This is a genomic window from Thalassolituus sp. LLYu03 (assembly GCF_050507655.1).
Taxonomy (GTDB): domain Bacteria; phylum Pseudomonadota; class Gammaproteobacteria; order Pseudomonadales; family Oceanobacteraceae; genus Venatoribacter.
In genome coordinates, this window is sequence record NZ_CP191496.1 from 2,717,171 (window position 1) to 2,737,374 (window position 20,204).

At 59.1% G+C, this 20,204-nt stretch carries 20 protein-coding genes and 1 riboswitch; of the genes, 11 read left to right on the top strand and 9 right to left on the bottom strand.

What is annotated here, in order from left to right; translation table 11 throughout:
* Positions 1-10 precede the first annotated feature (10 nt).
* Positions 11-451, top strand: coding sequence for a hypothetical protein (locus ACQUQU_RS12330; RefSeq protein WP_430459992.1), 441 nt, complete (start codon positions 11-13; stop codon positions 449-451).
* 77 nt (positions 452-528) lie between these two features.
* Positions 529-807, top strand: coding sequence for a hypothetical protein (locus ACQUQU_RS12335; RefSeq protein ID WP_430459993.1), 279 nt, complete (start codon positions 529-531; stop codon positions 805-807).
* A 119-nt stretch (positions 808-926) separates the two neighbouring features.
* Here ACQUQU_RS12335 and mqo read toward each other — a convergent pair whose 3' ends face one another.
* The gene (mqo, locus tag ACQUQU_RS12340) at positions 927-2,405 is read right to left on the bottom strand and encodes a malate dehydrogenase (quinone) (protein WP_430459994.1); all 1,479 of its coding nucleotides are present in this window, start codon (positions 2,403-2,405) and stop codon (positions 927-929) included.
* Positions 2,406-2,455: 50 nt separating this feature from the next.
* Positions 2,456-2,902: a hypothetical protein gene (locus ACQUQU_RS12345; protein WP_430459995.1), complete on the bottom strand. Its 447-nt coding sequence runs from the start codon at positions 2,900-2,902 to the stop codon at positions 2,456-2,458.
* Between the two features lie 99 nt (positions 2,903-3,001).
* Between ACQUQU_RS12345 and gap the strand changes: the two genes are divergently transcribed.
* Positions 3,002-3,997 carry a type I glyceraldehyde-3-phosphate dehydrogenase gene (gene gap / locus ACQUQU_RS12350; RefSeq protein WP_430459996.1) on the top strand — a complete coding sequence of 332 codons (996 nt, stop codon included), beginning with the start codon at positions 3,002-3,004 and terminating at the stop codon, positions 3,995-3,997.
* Between the two features lie 103 nt (positions 3,998-4,100).
* Here gap and ACQUQU_RS12355 read toward each other — a convergent pair whose 3' ends face one another.
* From ACQUQU_RS12355 to cobU, 5 genes are all read right to left on the bottom strand, one after another.
* A complete protein-coding gene (locus ACQUQU_RS12355; protein ID WP_430459997.1) occupies positions 4,101-4,688 on the bottom strand; it encodes a hypothetical protein in 588 nt (195 codons plus the stop codon).
* Between the two features lie 97 nt (positions 4,689-4,785).
* Positions 4,786-5,574 (bottom strand): adenosylcobinamide-GDP ribazoletransferase, encoded by a 789-nt coding sequence (gene cobS, locus ACQUQU_RS12360; RefSeq protein ID WP_430459998.1) that lies wholly within the window; start codon positions 5,572-5,574, stop codon positions 4,786-4,788.
* A 1-nt stretch (position 5,575) separates the two neighbouring features.
* Positions 5,576-6,214, bottom strand: a complete 639-nt coding sequence (locus tag ACQUQU_RS12365; protein ID WP_430459999.1) for a histidine phosphatase family protein — start codon at positions 6,212-6,214, stop codon at positions 5,576-5,578.
* Position 6,215: 1 nt separating this feature from the next.
* Positions 6,216-7,271 (bottom strand): nicotinate-nucleotide--dimethylbenzimidazole phosphoribosyltransferase, encoded by a 1,056-nt coding sequence (gene cobT, locus ACQUQU_RS12370; protein ID WP_430460000.1) that lies wholly within the window; start codon positions 7,269-7,271, stop codon positions 6,216-6,218.
* A gap of 42 nt (positions 7,272-7,313) precedes the next feature.
* On the bottom strand, positions 7,314-7,853 hold the full coding sequence (gene cobU / locus ACQUQU_RS12375; RefSeq protein ID WP_430460001.1) for a bifunctional adenosylcobinamide kinase/adenosylcobinamide-phosphate guanylyltransferase: 540 nt from the start codon (positions 7,851-7,853) through the stop codon (positions 7,314-7,316).
* A gap of 59 nt (positions 7,854-7,912) precedes the next feature.
* Here cobU and ACQUQU_RS12380 point away from each other — a divergent pair, with 59 nt between their 5' ends.
* The 3 genes from ACQUQU_RS12380 to ACQUQU_RS12390 all read left to right on the top strand — a co-directional run bounded on the left by ACQUQU_RS12380 (position 7,913) and on the right by ACQUQU_RS12390 (position 10,339).
* A complete protein-coding gene (locus ACQUQU_RS12380; RefSeq protein ID WP_430460002.1) occupies positions 7,913-8,281 on the top strand; it encodes a PilZ domain-containing protein in 369 nt (122 codons plus the stop codon).
* 107 nt (positions 8,282-8,388) lie between these two features.
* Positions 8,389-9,297 (top strand): ROK family protein, encoded by a 909-nt coding sequence (locus tag ACQUQU_RS12385; RefSeq protein ID WP_430460003.1) that lies wholly within the window; start codon positions 8,389-8,391, stop codon positions 9,295-9,297.
* Between the two features lie 82 nt (positions 9,298-9,379).
* Positions 9,380-10,339: a pentapeptide repeat-containing protein gene (locus tag ACQUQU_RS12390; protein WP_430460004.1), complete on the top strand. Its 960-nt coding sequence runs from the start codon at positions 9,380-9,382 to the stop codon at positions 10,337-10,339.
* A 43-nt stretch (positions 10,340-10,382) separates the two neighbouring features.
* Here ACQUQU_RS12390 and ACQUQU_RS12395 read toward each other — a convergent pair whose 3' ends face one another.
* Both ACQUQU_RS12395 and ACQUQU_RS12400 read right to left on the bottom strand, forming a co-directional pair.
* Complete coding sequence (locus tag ACQUQU_RS12395) at positions 10,383-11,783, bottom strand: AmpG family muropeptide MFS transporter (protein WP_430460005.1); 1,401 nt, start codon at positions 11,781-11,783, stop codon at positions 10,383-10,385.
* Positions 11,784-11,789: 6 nt separating this feature from the next.
* Positions 11,790-12,275: a YajQ family cyclic di-GMP-binding protein gene (locus tag ACQUQU_RS12400; RefSeq protein WP_430460006.1), complete on the bottom strand. Its 486-nt coding sequence runs from the start codon at positions 12,273-12,275 to the stop codon at positions 11,790-11,792.
* Positions 12,276-12,385: 110 nt separating this feature from the next.
* On the opposite strand from ACQUQU_RS12400, the gene ACQUQU_RS12405 reads away from it, so the two are divergent.
* The 5 genes from ACQUQU_RS12405 (at position 12,386) to ACQUQU_RS12425 (ending at position 20,139) form a co-directional block, all read left to right on the top strand.
* Entirely contained in the window at positions 12,386-13,417 is a 1,032-nt protein-coding gene (locus tag ACQUQU_RS12405) for a hypothetical protein (RefSeq protein ID WP_430460007.1), read from the top strand.
* Between the two features lie 189 nt (positions 13,418-13,606).
* Positions 13,607-14,599 (top strand): ketopantoate reductase family protein, encoded by a 993-nt coding sequence (locus tag ACQUQU_RS12410; RefSeq protein WP_430460008.1) that lies wholly within the window; start codon positions 13,607-13,609, stop codon positions 14,597-14,599.
* A 9-nt stretch (positions 14,600-14,608) separates the two neighbouring features.
* The gene (locus ACQUQU_RS12415) at positions 14,609-16,594 is read left to right on the top strand and encodes a two-component system sensor histidine kinase NtrB (protein ID WP_430460009.1); all 1,986 of its coding nucleotides are present in this window, start codon (positions 14,609-14,611) and stop codon (positions 16,592-16,594) included.
* Between the two features lie 56 nt (positions 16,595-16,650).
* Positions 16,651-16,864, top strand: a riboswitch (cobalamin riboswitch).
* 90 nt (positions 16,865-16,954) lie between these two features.
* A complete protein-coding gene (locus ACQUQU_RS12420) occupies positions 16,955-18,730 on the top strand; it encodes a TonB-dependent receptor domain-containing protein (protein ID WP_430460010.1) in 1,776 nt (591 codons plus the stop codon).
* Positions 18,731-18,795: 65 nt separating this feature from the next.
* Complete coding sequence (locus ACQUQU_RS12425; protein WP_430460011.1) at positions 18,796-20,139, top strand: cobyrinate a,c-diamide synthase; 1,344 nt, start codon at positions 18,796-18,798, stop codon at positions 20,137-20,139.
* The last annotated feature ends 65 nt before the right edge of the window (positions 20,140-20,204 follow it).

Consider the following 20,204-nt stretch of genomic DNA (forward strand, 5'->3'; position numbering starts at 1 on the left):
GGTTTGTGTCATGCATACCGGGCATCTGATTCAGCACGGCGAGTTCCATCTCGCCATCAACGGCCAGATTCTGGTGGCCTACGCCAGAGGCAGTTGGAACGAAGAAGCCGCACTGGCGTACAGCGAAGAATACCGCGCGCAGGCCGGCCGCTTTCACGGGCACTGGGGCCATCTGGTATTGCTCGATGAATGGTCGCTGGGCATTCCCGAAATTGTTCCTGTCATTCAGCAACTGGTGAGCTGGAGTGTCGAAAACGGCCTCACCCGCGCAGCCCACGTCTACAGCCCGTCCATGCTCAAACAACTGCAGCTCGAAGAAATGATCCACGACGGCGGTGCCTTTATTCACAAAGGGTTTGCCAACCTCGATGACGCCGTTGACTGGCTGGCGCGCGAAGGTTACCGGCTGGATGCCGACGTTGAGGTGCGTTGGCAGAGCGGAACGCGATAAGGCCACTTTGTCAGATGAGGCCTGGGCAGCACTGGGGTACAATCGGCCAAACCCCATCTGGCTGTCCGTGAGTTGTTATGAAAGAAGCCCTGCGCAAACTGTTCGCCCCGATTCTGACGCCGCTGGAAAATGGCGAAGGTCAGTACGCTTATCGTCCGTCGCACCGCAAAATTCTGATCGTGATCAGCCTGATGTTCAGCACGCTGGGCGCGTTTGCCATTGCGGCGGCTGTGTTTGTCGGTCAGCTGGCCGGCATGCTGCCGGGCATTGTTTTTTTCGGTGTGGGCCTGGTGTGCGGCAGTGTGGGTTTTCTCGGCACTGACGACGCCGTTGCCCGCCTGTGGAAAAGCAAATAAGCCGGCACGCCTGATTTAAATAGCACCCGCTAAATCGCTTAAAAATCCCAGAAAAATGCCCAATAAAAAAGCCACCCTAAGGTGGCTTTTTTATTGGGCTTATTGCTTGCCGCTGACCATCACTGACCCAGTTTCAGGGTGCTCAGTGTTTTGCTGCGGATCTGCTTCAGCAGGTCGGCGTTGGTTTTCAGATCAGAGCCATAGGATGGCACCATCTCTTTCAGCTTTTCGCCCCAGCCACCGGCCATCTGTTGCGGGAAGCAACGCTCCAGCACTTCGATCATGGCCTTGGCCGCTACCGACGCACCCGGAGAAGCGCCCAGCAGCGCCGCCAGTGAGCCGTCTTTAGCCGCAACCAGTTCAGTACCGAATTCCAGCTTGCCTTTGCCCTGAGCGTCTTTCTTGATGATCTGCACACGCTGGCCGGCTTCCGCCAGTGTCCAGTCGCTTTCTTTGCAGTCCGGGAAATAGCCACGCAGGGTTTCCACGCGGTCGGAATGGCTCTGCATCACTTCGCTGATCAGGTATTTGGTCAGGTCCATGTTGTTCACGCCCACCGACATCATAGGAATCAGGTTGCTGAAGCTGACGGATTTCACCAGATCCAGCACCGAGCCCTGCTTCAGGAACTTGGTGGTGAAACCGGCGTAAGGGCCGAACAGCAGCGCAGGCTGACCGTTGATGATGCGGGTATCCAGATGCGGTACCGACATAGGTGGCGCACCGATGGCGGCCTTACCGTACACCTTGGCGTGGTGCTGTTTAACGATCGCCGGGTCTTTGCACACCAGCCACTGACCGGAAACCGGGAAGCCGCCGTAACCGTCGGCTTCTTCAATGCCCGAGGCCTGCAGCAGTGGCAAGGCACCGCCACCGGCACCCAGGAACACAAATTTGGCTTCGATGCTGGTTTCTTCACCGCTGGCGCGGTCTTCGGTGACCACCAGCCAGCCGCCCTTGCCGCGCATAAAGTCTTCGACCTGAGTGTTGAGCATCAGGGTGAAGTTATCGTTCTGTTCGAGCTTGGCCACCATGTTGCGGGTGAGCGAGCCGAAGTCGACGTCGGCACCGTGATTCACGCGGGTGGCAGCAACGCGCTGCTCCGGGTCACGGCCGTTCATCACCAGCGGCATCCACTCGCGCAGCACGTCCGGGTTCTCGGAATATTCCATGCCGGCAAACAGCGGGTGCGCACTCAGTTTTTCGTAGCGCTGACGCAGGAAAGCCACGTTGGCTTCGCCCCAGACAAAACTCATGTGCGGTGTGGTGTTAATAAACTGGGAAGGTTCCGGCAGACCGCCGTTTTCGACCAGCCAGGTCCACAGCTGGAGGGAGACTTCAAAGTTGGCGTTGATGGTCAGCGCGCGGTCAATGGTGACATTGCCTTTGTCGTCTTCCGGGGTGTAATTCAGTTCGCAGTAACCTGCGTGCCCGGTACCGGCGTTGTTCCAGCCGTCAGTACTTTCGTGGGCAACGTGGTCGAGTCGTTCGACCATAGTTATTTTTAGGGTGGGGTCCAGGTGGGTAAGCAGTGTGCCCAGTGTGGCACTCATCACCCCGCCTCCGACCAGGAGTACATCGACCTTTTGTGTAGTCATCGGGTTCTCGCCTTGTAATCAGAAATCGTAATCTGCAGGACCATGGTTCATCACCAGCCGGCTTGTGGCCGGCAACCGCCGTTCACAGAATGTGATGGCGGGGTAATGAAATGAATCGACGCTTTATACACACCGCTACCGGGCCATACAACCGCAATACCGGCGCCTACTACTAACGTATATTTCAGACCGTAAGTGGTCACAGAACAAGCTACAGACCTGTTTTTACCTGTGATGACTTCCGGCCCATCAGAAAAACCATAAAGACTGAACGTGCCATTCCGACCAAAGGCATCCCGTACGCAAACGCGATGACAAAGAAAGGCGGGAAAAACTTGGGTCGGAGAGCCTGCCGCAGCCGGTAGCGAACGCTGAAATCCCTTTAAATTCAGTAGTTTCAGTTCCACTGAGCGGATGTAGAGCGGCAGGTTGTTGTTGGCGCGCACATTATCCCAAAGGGGTACGGGGGTCAAACACCGGCCACTGACCTGTGTCACTTTTGGCTCCCTTTTGCGTTCGGGCCGGTTCGCCGGCGGCAACGGCCGCATTGCCCCGGCTTGGCTACACTCAAAGCAACCCACTGGCTGGAGAGCCCTATGCTGCGAGTTGCTATTAATGGTTTCGGACGGATCGGTCGTAACATCCTGCGCGCCCTGTACCAGTCGGGCTACCGCGACCGCGTACAGATCGTTGCCATCAATGATCTGGGAAACGCTGCCACCTGCGCCCACCTGCTGGAATTCGACTCGGTACACGGCCACTTCGATGTGGCCATCCGCCTGGAGGAAGAACTGCTGGCCATCGGCGACGACGCCATCATACTGCTGAGCGAACCCGATCCGCACAAACTGCCATGGCGCGAGCTGGATATCGACGTGGTGTTTGAATGCTCGGGGCGCATGACCTCGGGTGCCAAAGCCGGTGCTCATCTGCAGGCCGGCGCAGCCAAAGTGCTGATCTCGGCGCCGGCCGAAGGCGTCGACGCCACCGTGGTGTACGGCGTGAATGAAAACGTGCTGCACGCCGAAGACTGCATTGTGTCCAACGCGTCCTGCACCACCAATTGTCTGGCGCCGGTGGCCAAAGTGCTGCACGAAAACTTTGGCATAGAAGAAGGCAGCATGACTACCATTCACGCCTACACCAACGACCAGCACCTGCTGGATCTGGCGCACGATGATCTGTACCGCGCCCGCGCCGCTGCCTTGTCGATGATTCCGACCCGCACGGGTGCGGCCAAAGCCATTGGTCTGGTGCTGCCCGGACTGGACGGCAAAATCGCCGGCATGGCCGTGCGCGTACCAACGGCCAACGTGTCACTGGTTGATCTGGTGCTGCGTGTGCACGACACCCCGGGGCGCGACGAAGTGAACGCCGTTATGCGCGCCGCCGCCGCACAAAGCCCTGTGCTCAACTACAACGACCGGCCGCTGGTGTCGGTCGACTTTAACGGTAATTCCGCCTCGTCCATCTTCGACGCCAACCACACCCACGCTCAGGGGCATCTGCTGCACGTGATGGCGTGGTACGACAACGAATGGGGTTTTGCTCACCGTATGCTGGATACCGGACTGGCGATGCTCCGGGCGTAAATGCTTTAAAAAGCCGGGCATTTAAAATGTAAAAAGGGATGCAACCGCATCCCTTTTTTTATCGCCTTACAGAGGCCATTTTCATGGCCTTTTCATCGCCTTTTCATGTGTGTGGGGGGTAGCCTAAGCGATACTGTGCCGCCAGATGCTGAAACAACCATTCCCGCTCAATTTCCGTGGCGTCTTTTGCCAGTTCCAGCCGTTCGTTACCCCGATCCAGGGTCAAACGGTTGCCATCGTCGGTTTCCCTGAGCGCCAGTGTCTGCAGCTCGGCCGGCGAAAACGAATAACGCTGACGTTTGGGCAATAATTTTTTCAGGCTGGCACCGCGTCCACCATGGTTCTGAATATCAAACGGTTCCCGGCCCATATCCACCGACAGTTCCGGTTTATTCAGCAATAACTGCTGCGGTTGCGACGGCTGAAACAGGCGATACAGGGTAAACAAAGCGGCAATACCCCCCAGCGTCCAGCCGGCAATCCAGACCAGCATAAAAGCCCCGCCTTTGCCGGCGGAAATAGTCCCCAGCGCCGACGAGAATCCAACGCCCCAGCCGCCCAGCCAGAAGGTCAGAAAAGCCGCGATAAAATAGCGCTTAAGTCCGGTGCTTTTGTAGGGCAGCGAAATCAGCTGATAGCCATTCAGCGTACTGAGGCTGATAGCACTGCCGGCGGGAAGTGAGTGGCTCATTCATGGATCCTTGTCTTAAACGCCATTGATTATTCAGAGAAAGGGTTAACCCCTGACAACAGAGTGCTGCAGGCGCTGAGATCACGCGCCTGAGGTATCACAAGGCAATAGCGGCCAGCAGCAGCGCTTCCTGCACTTCGATGGTGGCGCCTATGGTGTCGCCGGTGCAGCCACCCAGACGTTTCATCATTAACTGCCGGGCAAACGCCACCAGCGTCAGCCATAAGGCAATAATCACCAGCGCCCGGCCCTGCAGAAAAATGCCCACTAAAATAGCCAGCACAGCGCCCATCACCAGCACCCGGTTGCGGGTCGCACCGGCAGTTAAGGCACTGGCGATTCCCTGTTCACGCACATAAGGTGTGGTGGCCAGCAGACCGAGCACAGAGCCGCGCGCCAGCATGGGAACCAGCAATAATCCGCCAATTAATAACCAGAAATTCCAGTGACTTAACCGCCCGGCCGAGGCCATATCGAGCAGCGAATAAAGCGCCGTAAATTTCACCAGCAACACCAGCATGATGGCGGTGACACCAATGGGGCCGGAGCGCGGGTCTTTCATAATGGCCAGTGTGCGTTCTTTATTGCCTAACCCACCCACCCAGGCGTCGGCGCTGTCGGCCAGACCGTCTAAGTGCAGCGCACCGGTAATGGCCGTCCACACCAGCAGAATCAGGGCCGACAATAACAGCAGATTGGTTTGCGGATTCCACGCCACGCAGATGAGGGTAAAGCCGAGCATGGCGGCGCCGATAATGGCGCCGATCAGCGGATAAAACAGCAGCGACGCACCGGCCACGGCATTGTCGGTGCGCTTCAGATACGGCGCCGGCAAGCGGGTCAGGAAGGTCAGTGCGTACCAGAAAGCCCACACATAGGTTGTCATGTCAGCAATCACTCATCAGCGTCAGTTCCGAGCCGTCCATGCCTTCGAGGCTCACCCAGTCGTCGCTCTTGCCCATCCATTCGCTGCGGTCGACTTTAAAACGCAGCAGACCCGCATAAGGAATCGACAGACGGTTCATGGCATCCGGCGCCAGACTCAGCAGATGCTGCGCCAGCACGCGCATCACCCCGCCGTGACACACCACCAGCAGATGCTCACCCTGATAAGTGTTGAGCAGATCCGTCCAGGCCGCCACTACCCGCTGCTGTAACGCCGGCACCGGCTCGCCGCCGGGGGCACAGAAATTGAGTGGATCGGCCCAGAGTTGTTTCGCCTGGGCGCTCTGCTCGCGCAGGACGTCGGCCACCGGGCGGTTTTCCCAGTCGCCGAAGTCGATTTCGATCCAGCGCTCATCAACCTCAAGCGGCAGGGCCAGACGCTCACTCAGCGACTGCGCCGACTGCAGACAGCGGCTGAGCGGCGAGCTGATCACCCGGCTCCACGGCCGCTCAATCAGCTCAAGCCGGCGTTCAAACTGCCAGATACCCTGCGCGGTCAGCACCGGGTTAATGCGCCCACGGAAGACGTCGCCGCCTTCCGGTTCGCCATGCCGTATCAGGTCGATGCGCGTGGTGGTCATATTATTGCCCGGACGACACGGCCGCTTCGGCGAAGGTGGCCATGCCGTTGTGCAGCGCCAGCGCCTGTTTGACCAGACCAACGGCCACCGCCGCGCCCGAGCCTTCACCCAGACGCATACCCAGCTGCACCAGCGGACGCGCATCGAGCGCGGTCAGCAGCGCCTGATGACCCGGCTCGGCCGAGCTGTGACCGAACAGCATCCACTCGCGGGCACCGGCGTTCAGACGCACGGCCAGCAAGGCCGCAGCGGAACTGATAAAGCCGTCCACCAGTACCGGAATCCCCAGTTGTGCGGCGCGCAGGTAAGCACCGGCCATGGCCGCGATTTCCAGACCGCCGACCTGCTCGAGTACATCCAGCGGTTCTTTGATGAACGCACGGGCGCGTTCCACACTGGCCGCCAGCACCTGCTGTTTGTGGCTCAGGGCCTCGCCCTGCACACCCGTGCCCGGGCCGGTCAGGCCTTCGGCGTTCTGTGTCAGCAGCAGCGCGCTCATGCAGGTGGCCGCCGAGGTATTACCAATGCCCATTTCACCGGCGACAAACAGATCGCAGCCGTCAGCGTGCAGGCGTTCAATCTGCTCGGCACCAATGCGCAGCGCGCTCAGGGCCTGTTCGTGCGACATCGCCGCCTGTTGAGAAAAATCCTGAGTGCCCGCCATTACCGGACGCTGAATAACGCCGGCCAGAGTGTCACACGGTATGGCCGTGCCGCAGTTCACCACCGACAGGCCCATGCCATGAAACGCCGACAGCACGGAAATTGCCGCGCCACCGGCGACGAAGTTTTTCAGCATTTCCACGGTGACCGCCTGTGGAAACGCCGATACGCCCTGCGCCACCACACCGTGGTCACCGGCGAACACCACACACTGCGGATGGTTCAGCTCAGGCTTTACCTTGCCCTGAAAGCCGGCAAAACGGATGGCAACGTTTTCCAGTTCGCCCAGCGCGCCCGGTGGCTTGGTCAGCTGATTCTGACGCTCGGTGGCGTCGTTCTGGGCCTGTGTAAAACGAGGAGCGGTGGCAGAGGTCCACCAGGCAGAAGAAGACATAGTCAGTGCGGATTCCGAAAAGACCTGAACCATCAGGTCGGGTTAACAATGAGTCGGCGGACGTTTTACCGCCATGGGAATGCCAGCCACCACCAGCGTCACGCTGGCCACGATGGCGGCGATGTCCTGATGCAGGCGCCCGGTTTCGTCGACAAAACGGCGGCTGAGTTCCCCCATGGGCACAATGCCGTAGCCCACTTCGTTGCTGACCATCAGTACCGGGTTTGAGCACTGCGAAAGCGTCTGCAGCAGCGCGGCTTTTTCGCGGGCAAAACAGTCGCCATCGTCGCTCAGCAGGCAGTTGGTCAGCCAGAGGGTGAGGCAGTCTACCAGAATTGTGGCGTCAGGCTGTGTGGCGCCGATGCGCTCAATGGCGGCGGCCAGTGCCAGCGGCTCTTCCACCGTTGGCCATTCGGCCGGGCGTTGCGCGCGGTGATGCACGATTCGTTGATCCATCTCGGGGTCGAGCGCCTGCGCTGTGGCAATATACACCACCGGCCGATTGCTCTCTTGGGCACGTTGTTCTGCATACCGGCTCTTGCCGGAACGGGCACCGCCGAGGATAAGCTCTGTCAGGGGCATAGGTTTTCCAGATGCTTGGGACTACACTACAAAAAGTAACAAACCAGAGGACGTTGCTTATGAGCAGCCAGACCACCAACACACCGCCACACGAGCAGCGGATGCATCCACGCTGGGTACTGAAAAGCAGCGTCAGTGTATTCGATGAAAAGAGTAAGGAGTACATCGGATTACTGGTCGACTGTTCCGAACAGGGGGTCATGATCTCCACCTACGACGCCCTGCAACCCGGCACCAACCTGCTGCTGTCACTGGTGGATATTCCACCGAACATCAACGGCCGCCGCACCGGCACCTGCGTTGCTGAAGTGGTGTGGTGCGACAAGCTGACCCCGAGCCTGTACGGCACCGGCTGCCGCATTACCGGCGTGTCCGATATGCTGCACACCATGATCAAGAGCTACGAACACCAGCACGACGTCGCCTGACGGCCTGCGCTTTATAAAACCCGGCCCGTTGTTTTCTGACCACGCGCCGGGTTTTTTCTTGCCTGAAAAAAATTACACTGGCGCCATCCATTCTCCGGGCTTTTACCATGCTGCAATTCGGAATCGACCTCGGTGGCACAAAAACCGAAATCATCGTGCTCAATGAACAGGGCGATATTCTGCTGCGCCGCCGCAACGCCACGCCGTCCCATGCCTATGAAGCCATCGTCGCCAACATAGCGCAGCTGGTGCTCGATGCGGCCGACGAACTGAACACCCAGAGCTATACCGTCGGCGTCGGCATTCCCGGCGCCGTCAGCCCCTCGACCGGCCTGATTAAAAACGCCAACACCACCTGCCTGATCGGCCGCGATCTGCAGGGCGATCTGCAGCGCGCCATCGGCCGTCCGGTGCAGCTCGCCAACGACGCCGACTGCTTAGCCCTCTCGGAAGCCACCGACGGCGCCGGCGCGGGCTTTAAAACCGTATTCGCTGTGATCATTGGCACCGGCTGCGGCGGCGGCTGGGTCGTGAACGGTCAGCTGATCGGCGGCCCCAACGCCATTGCCGGTGAATGGGGGCACAACCCGCTGCTGTGGCGTGCGCCTTCTGACGGCGAAGTGGACTGCTACTGCGGCCAGAAAGGCTGCCTCGAAACCCTGTTATCGGGCACCGGCCTGCGCCGTCAGGCCCTGCAGGAAACCGGCAACGACCGTTTGGCACAGGACTGGGCCGAACGCGCACGCGCGGGTGATGCCGAGGCTACTCAGGTGCTGAATCAGTATTACCTGCGGCTGGCCAAAGCACTGGCCGGCGTCATCAACCTGATGGACCCGCACGTGATTGTGCTGGGTGGCGGGGTATCGAACTTACCCGGGATCTATGACGCCGTACCGCGCCTGTGGGGCGAGTTTGTGTTCTCCGATACCGTGCTGACCCCACTGAAACAAGCCGTGCACGGCGATTCCAGTGGCGTCCGCGGCGCCGCCTGGCTGGGGGCGCAGGCCGCCCGCTGACGGCGGCGGCTTACCGTCCATCTTGTCAGGCTCTGCGGTCAAACTGAACTAGTCTGAAAACGTCTGACCGGCGGAGCCCATCATGTGTGAATACCGTCTGCATAACGGCGATGCGTGCCCGTTTGATGGCGCACCGCTGTGCTACTGGCACGACCCCAAAGCCGATAAAAACCAGCCCGATCTGAAACAGCGACTGGAACAGTTGATCGCCGACGGCCATTCGCTGGAAGGCTTCCGGCTGGCGCGCGCCGATTTGTCGGGTATTCATCTGCTGCTGGCCGGGCAAAACCGCGGCGTGTGCCTGCGCGACGCTGACCTCTACCGCGCCAATCTGCAGGGCGCGCATATGTTCCGCATTGATCTGCGCGGCGCCTCGCTGATGAAAGCCGACTGCCGCGACGCCAACCTGCATTTCGCCGACCTCACGCAAACCAATCTGCTCGGCACCCGTTTTGACGGTGCGAAAATCGAAAATATTGAATGGGGCGCGCAACTGCGCCAGCAAACCCAGGCGCAGGCGGCCGTGCAAAACGGTAATGCAGCCGACGCCGCAGATGCCTTTGAGCAGGCCGAAGAAATCTGTCGCGGATTACGCAAGGTGAGTGAGCAGCAGGGGCTGTTCGAGCTGGCCGGGCATTTTTTCTATGAGGAAATGCTGATGCGCCGCCACCAGATGGCGAAGCCATCATTCGCCCGCACCATCAGCTGGCTGGTCGATCTGTTCTGCGGCTACGGCGAAAAACCCCTGCGCGTGATTGTGTTTTCACTGTGCCTGATCGGCGCGCTGGCCTGTTGTTATTTTCTGCTCGGTATCCGCGACGGCGACTCGCTGGTGCAGCTCGACCTGTCGGCCTCGTTTGGCCGCAACCTGATGAATCTGCTGACCACGGTGTACTTCAGCGTGGTGACCTTCACCACCCTGGGCTACGGCGATCTGGTGCCGGTGGGCGCCAGCCGTCTACTGGCGGCTGTCGAAGCCTTTATGGGCAGTTTTACGCTGGCGTTATTCGTGGTGGTGTTTGTGAAAAAGATGACGCGCTGAGGCGCAGGCGCCAATTCAATCCAAGTAAATCCAGCCCAACCGCTTACCGGTTGGCCAGTGCCTGGCCTTCGTCTTGGGTTTCAGTGAGCGCCTCCGCATTGCCCTGCTGATGGCGCATGAGTACGAGCACAAGAAGAATCGCAGGCACCCCCAGAGCGGCGGCCAGCACAAAGAATTCGGTGTAGCCGTAACCGTCCACCACCCAGCCGGAAAAACCGGAAATAAACTTACCCGGCAGGGTCATTAACGAGCTGAACAGCGCGTATTGGGTGGCCGTGTAATGCTTGTTGGCCAGACTCGATAAATACGCCACAAACGCCGTACTGGCGATGCCACCGCTGAGGTTATCGGCACTTATGACCAGCGCCAGCCAACTGAGCGACGGCGTCATGCCATCACCGGCAAAGGCCAGCATGGCAAACAGTAAATTGGTGCCTGCCACCAGCACAGCGCCCAGCAGCATGGGCTTCATAATGCCGTAGCGCACCACCAGCACACCGCACAGCGCCGAGCCGAAAATGGTCATGAAAAATCCGAACACTTTGGCAACGCTGGCGATCTCGGCCTTGCTGTAGCCAAGATCCAGATAAAACGGGTTGGCCATAATGCCCATGGTGATATCGCTTAAACGGAACACTGCGATAAACACCAGCATCAGCAGCGCGAAACGGCCGTTGCGCTGAAAAAATTCCAGAAACGGACACACCACAGCGCCGATCAGCCAGCGTTGCCAGCCTGGTCGCTGCGCCATCGCCATGGGCCGTCCCATGATGGTATCGACCATGGCAAATTCATCGGCATCGCGCTGGGCTTTGCTCTGATGCGCCGGTTCATCGGCCCACAATAATGCCAGCACCGCCACGCCCATCAGCGCCGCCATGCTGACATAGGCCAGCGGCCAGTTGCTCCATTCGGCGATGTACAGGGCGCCGGCACCGGCGGCCAGCAAGGCCACGCGGTAGCCAAAAATATAAGCGGCCGACATGGCACCCTGCAGGGATTCTTCCGCCGCTTCGATGCGGAAGGCATCCAGCGCCACGTCCTGCGTCGACGACGAGAACGCCACGAGAAACGCAGCAAAGGCAATCACCGGTAGCGAATCCAGCGGATTAAGAGTGCTCATCAGCAACAGCCCCGCCGCAATGCCCAGCTGTCCGGCCAGAATCCAGCTGCGCCGCTGGCCGAGCATAGCCGTCAGCAGCGGCAGACGCAGACGGTCGACCACGGGTGCCCAGAACACCTTGATGGAATAAGTAATGCCGATCCAGGCAAAAAAGCCGATGGCGGTGCGTTCGACACCCACGTCCCGGAGCCAGGCCGTCAGGGTGGAAAACACCAGCAGGAAGGGTAATCCGGCGCCAAAGCCCAGCAGGCTGATCACCACCACCGGCTTGCGCCGGTAAATGCTCAGTGCGTCAAGCCAGCTTGTGGCAACCGGATTCACAGACGATCAGTCTTTGAAGTTTTTGAAGGCCAGCGGCATATCGATGCTGTCGTCGCTGCGGTACATCTGCATCACCGCCTGCAGATCGTCGCGGCTCTTGCCGGTGACACGCACGGTGTCGCCCGCCAGTTGCACCTGCACTTTGATCTTGCTGTCTTTGACCATTTTCACCATGCGTTTGCCCAGGTCGCTGTCGATGCCCTGACGCATGGTGGCTTTCACTCTCACCTGCTTGCCTGTGCCTTCCGGCTTGCTGTATTCGAGGCAGGTCACCTTGATACCGCGCTTGGTCATGGCACCGGTGAGCATGGATTTCATCTGCTCAATCTGGAATTCGTGATCGGCGGTCATGGTGACCACCATTTCTTTCAGTTCAAAACTGGCTGCTACGCCACGGAAATCGAAACGGGTGCTGAGCTCACGTTCGGCCTGATCAACGGCGTTCTGGGCTTCGTGTTTATCGACTTCGGATACCACGTCAAACGATGGCATAGGTTGGCTCCTGAGAAATTCTTACGGATGGAAACGGGCGCTATTCTAACCCGTCCGGTGCCGCCATTGCCAAACTGGCGGATACAGAAAAGTCAGCTAGATTTTTAGCTATGCAAACCAAAATGACCCTGCACGGGGCCGGAGTGTATTACTTCCAGGTCACCGGAGCGAAAGACCAGCCGATTTTTAACTCCGTGTTCGAATTTGAATACGGCAGACAGCTGTTGGCTTCCATCCGCGCTACCCGCCTGCTGGCCTATGTGCTGGACGATAAAAGCATGCAGTTTGTGCTGCGCTGCGAACGCGACTGGACCGAAGTGATGGACGATGTGCAGAGTGCCTTCGACGCCATGCACGAACGCTGCTGGAATAAGCGCCGTCAGGTGCTGTCCGATCAGGGCGTGGTGCTGCTGGTCGACGAACAGGCGTTCCTGCAGCCCTTGATTCTGCAGCTGCACGACTGGCCGCGCCGTGCCGGTCTGGTGGCCAGTGCCGAACTGTGGCCCTGGAGTTCCGACCGCTACTACCGCGACCCGAACCCACCGCAGTGGATCGATACCGAATCCATGCTCAACCTGTTGTCGCACAGCCGCCGCAACCGCAGCCAGCATTACATCGACGTAATGCAGATGCCGGTGAACAGTGATCTCGATCTGGTGCACGGCTCGCACCCGCTGTATCAGGCACTGGGCCGCGACAGCTGGGTCAGCCAGCATCTGAAAAAAGAAGCCCTGGTGCAGTCGGCCTACAGCAAAGACGACGTGCGCCGTCTGTTCGACGATGCCTGCCAGCTGGTCGCCAGCCAGTTTGAAATCAGCACCGGCGAATTGCTCGACCGTCACCAGCGCCGCCGCTTTCATCACCTGATGCCTCTGGTGGTCTGGCTGATGAGCGAGCGCGGTATTCAACCCGATGCCCTGACCGCTCTGGTCGATGAAGATGAATTCCGTATGCAGCTGTGGCTGCGTAATCTGGAAGCCGACCACGCCGAGAATATTCTGCTGAAGCTGAAAGCCCGCTGGCAACCACAGGCACCGGCGCTGCCGGCCACGCCGGTAACAGCGGCCAGTCAGCCCGAACCCTCCCCCGCAGAGCACGCGGACGCCGATGCAACCGCCAGCGCCGAGCCGGTTCACGAATAACGCCCTGACGGGCGTTTTTCTTTTATTCCTCTCTCATTTTCTTTATCGCTTCTGTCGTTTTCTGTGCGCTGCGCTCGCTTTTTCCAACGCCTTTTTCCAGCACCGTTTTCATAGCAACGCCAGTGCATGCTGCACACGCGTGCGAACTTCCTCTCGCCGCTGCTTTCCTCTGCCCCCTATAATCGGGACATGACGATCAAACACTCTCTGCATTCTCAGCACACCCTGCGCATCGGCCTGCTCGGTCTGGGCGCGGTAGGCACCCTGATGGCCGGCTACTGGCGCGATCTGCGCCCTGTGGCGCTGCCACGCAATCCGGATCCGTTGAATCCTGAAAACCGGGGAACCAACAACGGCGAAAAGCGGGTGCACCTGCAGGCGCTGGACGGCAGTGTGAGCGAACTTGTTCTGCCCTGCTGGCACGGCGAAACCCTCGACTGGCTGGTCGTGACCACCAAAGCCGCCGATACCTTAAATGCCTTACAGAACTGGCGCGCTCAGCTGCCGGCGGTGCGCCGTATCCTGCTGCTGCAGAACGGCATGGGCCAGCAGGATCAGGTCGCCGACTGGTTAGCGCAGGAAGGTCTGACAGACCGGTGTGAGCTGTGGGCCGGTATTTCCACCGAAGGCGCCTACAGAACAACTTCTGGCGACACAGACAACGGCAGCACAGAACGCGTGGTGCACGCAGGCTCCGGGGCGACGCTGGCCGGGCGCTGGCTGGCCGGTGACAACGACTCAGCACCCCTGCCGCCCGGTATTCAGTACCACGCCGATATCCGTGGCCCCATGCGCGAGAAACTGGCCATTAATGCGGTGATTAATCCCCTCACGGGCCTGCTGCGCTGCGCCAATGGCGAGCTGGTCAGTAACCCGGATTATCGCCAGCAACTGGAGGCACTGGCACAGGAAGTGGCCGGCTTTTACGCCGCCATGGGCTGGCCATTAAACACACCGCTGACCGAACGCGCTGCCGCCGTGGCCAGCGCTACCGCCGCCAACCGTTCCTCAACCCTGCAGGATATTCTCGCCGGACGCGCCACAGAGCTTCCCTGGATAGGCGGTTATTTGCTTCACTGTGCACAGGAAAGCGGATATTCGCTGCCACTGACCCGCCAGCTGCTGCTGACGCTGGATGCATCCGGCGAGCCGCAGGCGCCGGCCAGCTGCGCAGAGCACTGAGGGCCCCTTATGATTCTGACACGCCAGAAAACCATGCTTGCGACGGTGCTGGTGTGCAGTCTGATTACGCTGGTCAGCACCTTAGCCTATGTCTTCGCGGCCGACCGTGTTGGCCGTCAGCATCTGGCGCCCATGATCAGCGATACCTTCGCCAGCCTGCTGCAGCTGCAGCTTACCCACGGCGCCATGGATCTGGCTGCGCTGCAGAGCGCACTGGAAACCTTCTGCGACCACTATCAGGTGGCAGAAGCCGCTGTGTATAACGACCATCACGAGCGGCTGGCGCACTGCTACGAAAACGAAGCCAGGCTCAAAGCCACCGACGCCTTCACCACCGACGATGCCGATATTCACCGCTACGACCTGCACAGCGAACGCGGCGATTTATTCCTGATTTTGCGCAGCGATTTATCGCTGGCCGAATTTTTTATTCTCGACACCCTGACCACAGCGCTGTTTATCGTCAGCATCGCGGCGCTGCTGATTTTTTTGCTGTATGCCACAACACGACGCTGGCAACGCAAACCCTACCAGCAACTGCTCGACAGCATACGTGGCGCCAGCCAGCAATCGCGCGAAGACGAACGCAACCGTTATCCTGATATCGTCAGTCCCGATCCGGATTTCAACGCCCTGACGCAGGAACTGAACGATTTATTGTGGCAGTACGACCAGCGCACCATCAATTTGCGCAGCGCCCACCAGCAAGCGGAAAGCGCGCGCTTGCGTGCAATCCGTCTGTCGAACGAAACCCGCCAGATCAACGAACATCTGGCGCAGGAAGTGTCGATCCGCCGCGGTGTGGAAAATCAGCTGAACAATACCCAGCAATTACTCGACGGCATTATTAACGCTATGCCATCGGCGTTATTTACGCTGGATAAACAGCTCAACATCGTGCAATGCAACCAGCAGGCCGGTGAATGGCTCGGGCAATCGCCGGCACAGCTTAAGGGCCGTCATCTGCTGACAGTACTGCCGGAATTGCAGGCGCTGATTCATGAACTCACCTGCCATGATCAGTCGCATCAGGTGTGCAAAAAAGAACGGGTCGACATCATCAGTTTCCGCACGCCATTAAAGGCCGACCTGATTATGTATCCGCTGGCCGGCCAATTAATGGCCCAGCAGGTGCTGCGCATTGACGATATTTCCCAGCGCCAGCAACTGGAAGAGGTCATGGTGCAGAGTGAAAAAATGACCACAGTGGCCGGCCTCGCCACCGGCATTGCCCATGAAATTAATAATCCGCTCGGGGCTATTCTGCAGAATCTGCAGAATATCCGCCGCCGGCTACAAAGCAGCTTTCCGGCCAATCAGGAAATAGCCGAACACACAGGCCTGTCGCTGACAGCACTCGACCAGTATTTGCAGAACCGCGGCATTTATCCGTTTATGGATAATATTCAGCAGGCCGGCGAAAGAGCCGCGGAAATTGTCGCCAATATGCTGCAGTTCTCGCGTCCGGATCAACATCACAAACAGCGCCGCGATCTGAACCGTTTAATTAACGACGCGCTGTTAATTGCCCGCGGCGATTCAGGATTGCGCAGTGTCGAAACCGAATTTCTGCCGGCCGCCGAGGCGGTGTGGGCCGATGTGCTGGCCAGTGAAATGGAGCAGGTGCTGCTCAACCTGCTGCAAAATGCCGAGCAGGCGCTGCAGGCCAGTACCGACAGCATGCTCGCCCATAACCGGGACTGGACACCGCGCATCCGCATTTCCACCGGCGTACTCAATGGCCGTCCGCGTTTGCTGGTTGAAGACAATGGCCCGGGCATTCCACCGGCGCTGCTGAGCCATATTTTCGAGCCGTTCTACACCACCAAAGAAATCGGCAAAGGCACAGGGCTCGGGCTTTTTGTGTCGTATTTTATTATCACCAGTCACCATCAGGGGCAGATCCGCTACCTGAATTCTGCATTCTCCAGCGGCGCGGCCTTCGAGATTCTGCTGCCGCCGGCGCAGGTCATGAAAGACATTCATCAGGAATGACCGGATTTTTCAACGCCCCGCTCTGCCCCCGCCCTTGACCGCCTGCCGGGGCACCGTTACCCTGCGCGTCTTCAGGTGCCCTTGTCCTTTGACGGACGAGAGTTAAACGGGAAGTCTGGTGCGCACTCTGTGCGAATCCAGCGCTGCCCCCGCAACGGTGATCGACCGTACTGACAGCTTCATGCCACTGTGCTCTGCATGGGAAGGCGTTGTCAGCGAGCCAAGGCTCAGGTCGTAAGCCCGGATACCGGCCTGAGCCTGTTCAACTCGTATTGCGGTGGGCGATACAGAAGAAGTGCAGCGCTCTGTGCCGTGCTTGTTTTGATTCCCGCCGATAGGAATTTTCCCATCGGAAGTGTTATGAAAAAAACCATCCTGGCAGCTGCCCTGCTGTCACCTGCCGTCGTTCTGGCAGACACTGATTTATCCCTGCAAACCGTGACCGCCACCCGCTTGCCTGAGCAGGTCATCAACGACAGCCAGTTCATCACCATCAGCCGTGCCGCCATCGAACTGAGCAACGCGCACTCGCTCAGCGAACTGCTGAGTCTGGAAGCCGGTATTCAGTTCACCCGCAACGGCGGTCATCTGAACACCACCAACCTGTACATCAATGGTCTGGATAACAAACGCATTCTGGTGCTGGTCAACGGTGAACGTGTGGGTTCCGGTACCAGCGGTGCAGCGGATCTGCAGCTGATTGCACCAAGTCAGGTCGAACGCATCGAAATTATCCGCGGTGCGCGTGGCGCACTGTACGGCGCCGATGCGCAAGCCGGTGTCATCAATATTATTACCCGCAAAGACAGCAACGGCAGTCAGGTCGAATTGTCCGCCGGCAGCGACAGCAGCCGGGGTCTGAGTTTCCGTACCAATAAAACGGTCGGTGACACCCGCGTTTACGCCGCCCTGCAGCACGACCGCAGTGTGGGCTTTGATGTGAAAGACGACGCCGAAACCGACAACGACGGTTACGAGCGCTACGGTTTATCCACCGGCGTATCGCACCGGGTCGACAGCCACCAGAACGTCAAACTGGATTACCAGCGCAATCAGGGCACGTCGGAATACGACGGTAACAGCAGCTCTGACAACACCACGGATTTCGTCAATCAGGCGCTGAGCGCCGGTTATCTGTACAACGACAACGGCCTGAGCATCAATGCCAGTGCCGGACGTGCCGAAGACAATAACTGGAGCTACAAAGGCTCGGAATCTCGCGGTTCCGATTCTTTATTCGGCACCACCAAAAATACCCTGAACCTGATCGGCAGCTACGAGCTGAATGAGCACCACATGCTGATTCTGGGCGGCGATTATCTGGCCGTCGACGTCAGCGAATCGGCCACCGATTACGACCAGAAAAATGACAACACCAGCGGCGTACTCACCGGTTACCGTTACCACCGCGACGCCTTTGCGCTGGAACTCGGGGCACGCCACGACGACAACAACCGCTTCGGTGAATTCTCGTCGTTCAACACCGTCGCGTCGGTTACGGCTGCCAATGGCGGCGTACTGAGCGCCGGCCACGCCACCGCCTACCGCACGCCGACCTTTAACGACCTGTATTATCCGGGCTTCGGTAACGACGAACTGGTGCCGGAACGTTCCCGCACCTGGTCAGCCAGTTACGTGCAGCCTTACAGCAGCGGCTCGGTGCAGCTGAATGCGCAGCGCGCGATTTTTAATAATCAGATCGCCTACGATTCAAGCTGGGTGGCGCGAAACATCGGTAAATCCAGTGTGAAAGCCATCTCCCTGACCTGGCAGCAGGACTGGACCAGCACCCTGAGCTCGAAAATCAGCCAGGACTGGACCGACGCCAAAAACGACGAAACCGGCGACCGTCTGCGCCGTATTTCGCCACGTTCCAGCAAGGGCGTGCTCTACTACTGCAGCGAAGGTTTCACCGCTCAGGCCGAAGCCCTGTATTTTGAAGGCTCACCAAAAACCGACGGTGGCGAACGTCTGCCAAGCTACAGCCTGCTCAACCTGAGCCTGAATTATCAGGTAACGGAAGCGGCCACCGTTGGTGTACGTGTCGACAACCTGTCCGACCGTGAATATCAGACCATCAGCAATTATTTTGCGCCGGGTCGTGAATGGATGGCGAACGTTCGCTACGATTTCTGATCCGTTAAACCCGGGCGCGGCCTGTTATAAACCTACAGGCCGCGCTGATTTCAGAGAGCTCTCCTATGCCCGCCTGTCCTGCGTTATTTCTGTCGGCTCCTGCTTCAGGTCAGGGTAAAACCACCATCTCCGCGTTTATTGCCCGCTGGTTACGCAATCAGGGACTGCGCGTGCGCGTGTTTAAAACCGGGCCGGATTATCTCGACCCGCAAATATTGCAGCAGGCCAGCGGTCAGCCGGTGGAGCAACTCGACATCTGGATGTGTGGCGAAACCTATTGCCGCGAACGTCTGGCGCTGGCCGCCGCCAGCAATGATCTGATTCTGATTGAAGGCGCTATGGGCATGTTCGACGGCAACCCGTCGAGCGCCGATTTGGCCGCGCTGTTTAATATTCCGGTGGCGGTCATTATGGACGTCAGTGGCATGGCACAAACCGCGGCGGCATTGGTGAATGGTCTGGCCATGCAACGCGCCGATGTGCGTGTCGCGGGTTTGATTGCCAACCGCTGTGGCAGCCAGTATCACGCCGACCTGATCCGTGACGCGCTGCCCGATTCGATTCCGCTGCTGTTCAGTCTGCAGCGCAACGACGAGGTGACGCTGCCCGAGCGTCATCTGGGCCTGGTACAGGCCTGCGAAATTGCCGACGAACTGGAACCCATTTTTGAACGCGGCGCGGCTCTGTTGGCGCATCTGAATGCGCGCGATTTTTTAGCTCTGGCACCCGTGGTGGAATTTCATGCACCCGTCCAAAGCCGTGATGCAGAAACCCTGAGCGCAAAGGCTCCGCTGGCCGGCAAAACCATCGCCATCGCCCGCGATGCTGCGTTCAGTTTTATATATTCCGCCAACACCGGATTACTGGAAACGCTGGGCGCAGAGCTGCGCTATTTTTCGCCGCTGACCGATGCGCACATTCCGCCGGCTGACGCGCTGTGGCTGCCGGGTGGCTATCCGGAATTACACGCCCACACTCTCCAAGCCAATCACAGCATGCGCCAGTCGCTGCGCGAGTTTCATCAGAGTGGTAAACCGATTCTGGCCGAGTGTGGCGGCTTTCTGTATTGCCTCGAACAACTGACCCAACTCGATGGCACAAGCCTGCAAATGGCCGGCCTGCTGCCGGGCACAGGTGTGATGCGCGACCGCGGCGGTTGTCAGGGCATGCAGACCGCGCTGCTGCCGGAAGGCGAGGTGCGCGGCCATGCTCATCACAGATCCGCCGCCAGCGGTCTGCCAGAAGCCCTGAGCCACGCCCGCCGTTCGCGCCACCCGGCACCCGGTGAGGCCATGTACCGCGTGGGCAGCCTGACCGCCGGGTATCTGCATTTGTTTTTCCCGGCCAATCCACAGGCCATTGCCGACCTGTTTTCAGGCGCTGTCCAAGCAGAGCCAGCGCAGCTGTGAATCAACGCTGCTATGAACCAACGCTGCTATTATCGACAGATACATCAACAACATGCCATCCGCGC

Bases quoted from the DNA above. Each gene is read 5' to 3' on its own strand.
- ACQUQU_RS12330 (WP_430459992.1), top strand. From the start codon at position 11: ATGCATACCGGGCATCTGATTCAGCACGGCGAGTTCCATCTCGCCATC.
- ACQUQU_RS12335 (WP_430459993.1), top strand. From the start codon at position 529: ATGAAAGAAGCCCTGCGCAAACTGTTCGCCCCGATTCTGACGCCGCTG.
- mqo (WP_430459994.1), bottom strand. From the start codon at position 2,405: ATGACTACACAAAAGGTCGATGTACTCCTGGTCGGAGGCGGGGTGATG.
- gap (WP_430459996.1), top strand. From the start codon at position 3,002: ATGCTGCGAGTTGCTATTAATGGTTTCGGACGGATCGGTCGTAACATC.
- ACQUQU_RS12355 (WP_430459997.1), bottom strand. From the start codon at position 4,688: ATGAGCCACTCACTTCCCGCCGGCAGTGCTATCAGCCTCAGTACGCTG.
- cobS (WP_430459998.1), bottom strand. From the start codon at position 5,574: ATGACAACCTATGTGTGGGCTTTCTGGTACGCACTGACCTTCCTGACC.
- ACQUQU_RS12365 (WP_430459999.1), bottom strand. From the start codon at position 6,214: ATGACCACCACGCGCATCGACCTGATACGGCATGGCGAACCGGAAGGC.
- cobT (WP_430460000.1), bottom strand. From the start codon at position 7,271: ATGTCTTCTTCTGCCTGGTGGACCTCTGCCACCGCTCCTCGTTTTACA.
- cobU (WP_430460001.1), bottom strand. From the start codon at position 7,853: ATGCCCCTGACAGAGCTTATCCTCGGCGGTGCCCGTTCCGGCAAGAGC.
- ACQUQU_RS12380 (WP_430460002.1), top strand. From the start codon at position 7,913: ATGAGCAGCCAGACCACCAACACACCGCCACACGAGCAGCGGATGCAT.
- ACQUQU_RS12385 (WP_430460003.1), top strand. From the start codon at position 8,389: ATGCTGCAATTCGGAATCGACCTCGGTGGCACAAAAACCGAAATCATC.
- ACQUQU_RS12390 (WP_430460004.1), top strand. From the start codon at position 9,380: ATGTGTGAATACCGTCTGCATAACGGCGATGCGTGCCCGTTTGATGGC.
- ACQUQU_RS12400 (WP_430460006.1), bottom strand. From the start codon at position 12,275: ATGCCATCGTTTGACGTGGTATCCGAAGTCGATAAACACGAAGCCCAG.
- ACQUQU_RS12405 (WP_430460007.1), top strand. From the start codon at position 12,386: ATGCAAACCAAAATGACCCTGCACGGGGCCGGAGTGTATTACTTCCAG.
- ACQUQU_RS12410 (WP_430460008.1), top strand. From the start codon at position 13,607: ATGACGATCAAACACTCTCTGCATTCTCAGCACACCCTGCGCATCGGC.
- ACQUQU_RS12415 (WP_430460009.1), top strand. From the start codon at position 14,609: ATGATTCTGACACGCCAGAAAACCATGCTTGCGACGGTGCTGGTGTGC.
- ACQUQU_RS12420 (WP_430460010.1), top strand. From the start codon at position 16,955: ATGAAAAAAACCATCCTGGCAGCTGCCCTGCTGTCACCTGCCGTCGTT.
- ACQUQU_RS12425 (WP_430460011.1), top strand. From the start codon at position 18,796: ATGCCCGCCTGTCCTGCGTTATTTCTGTCGGCTCCTGCTTCAGGTCAG.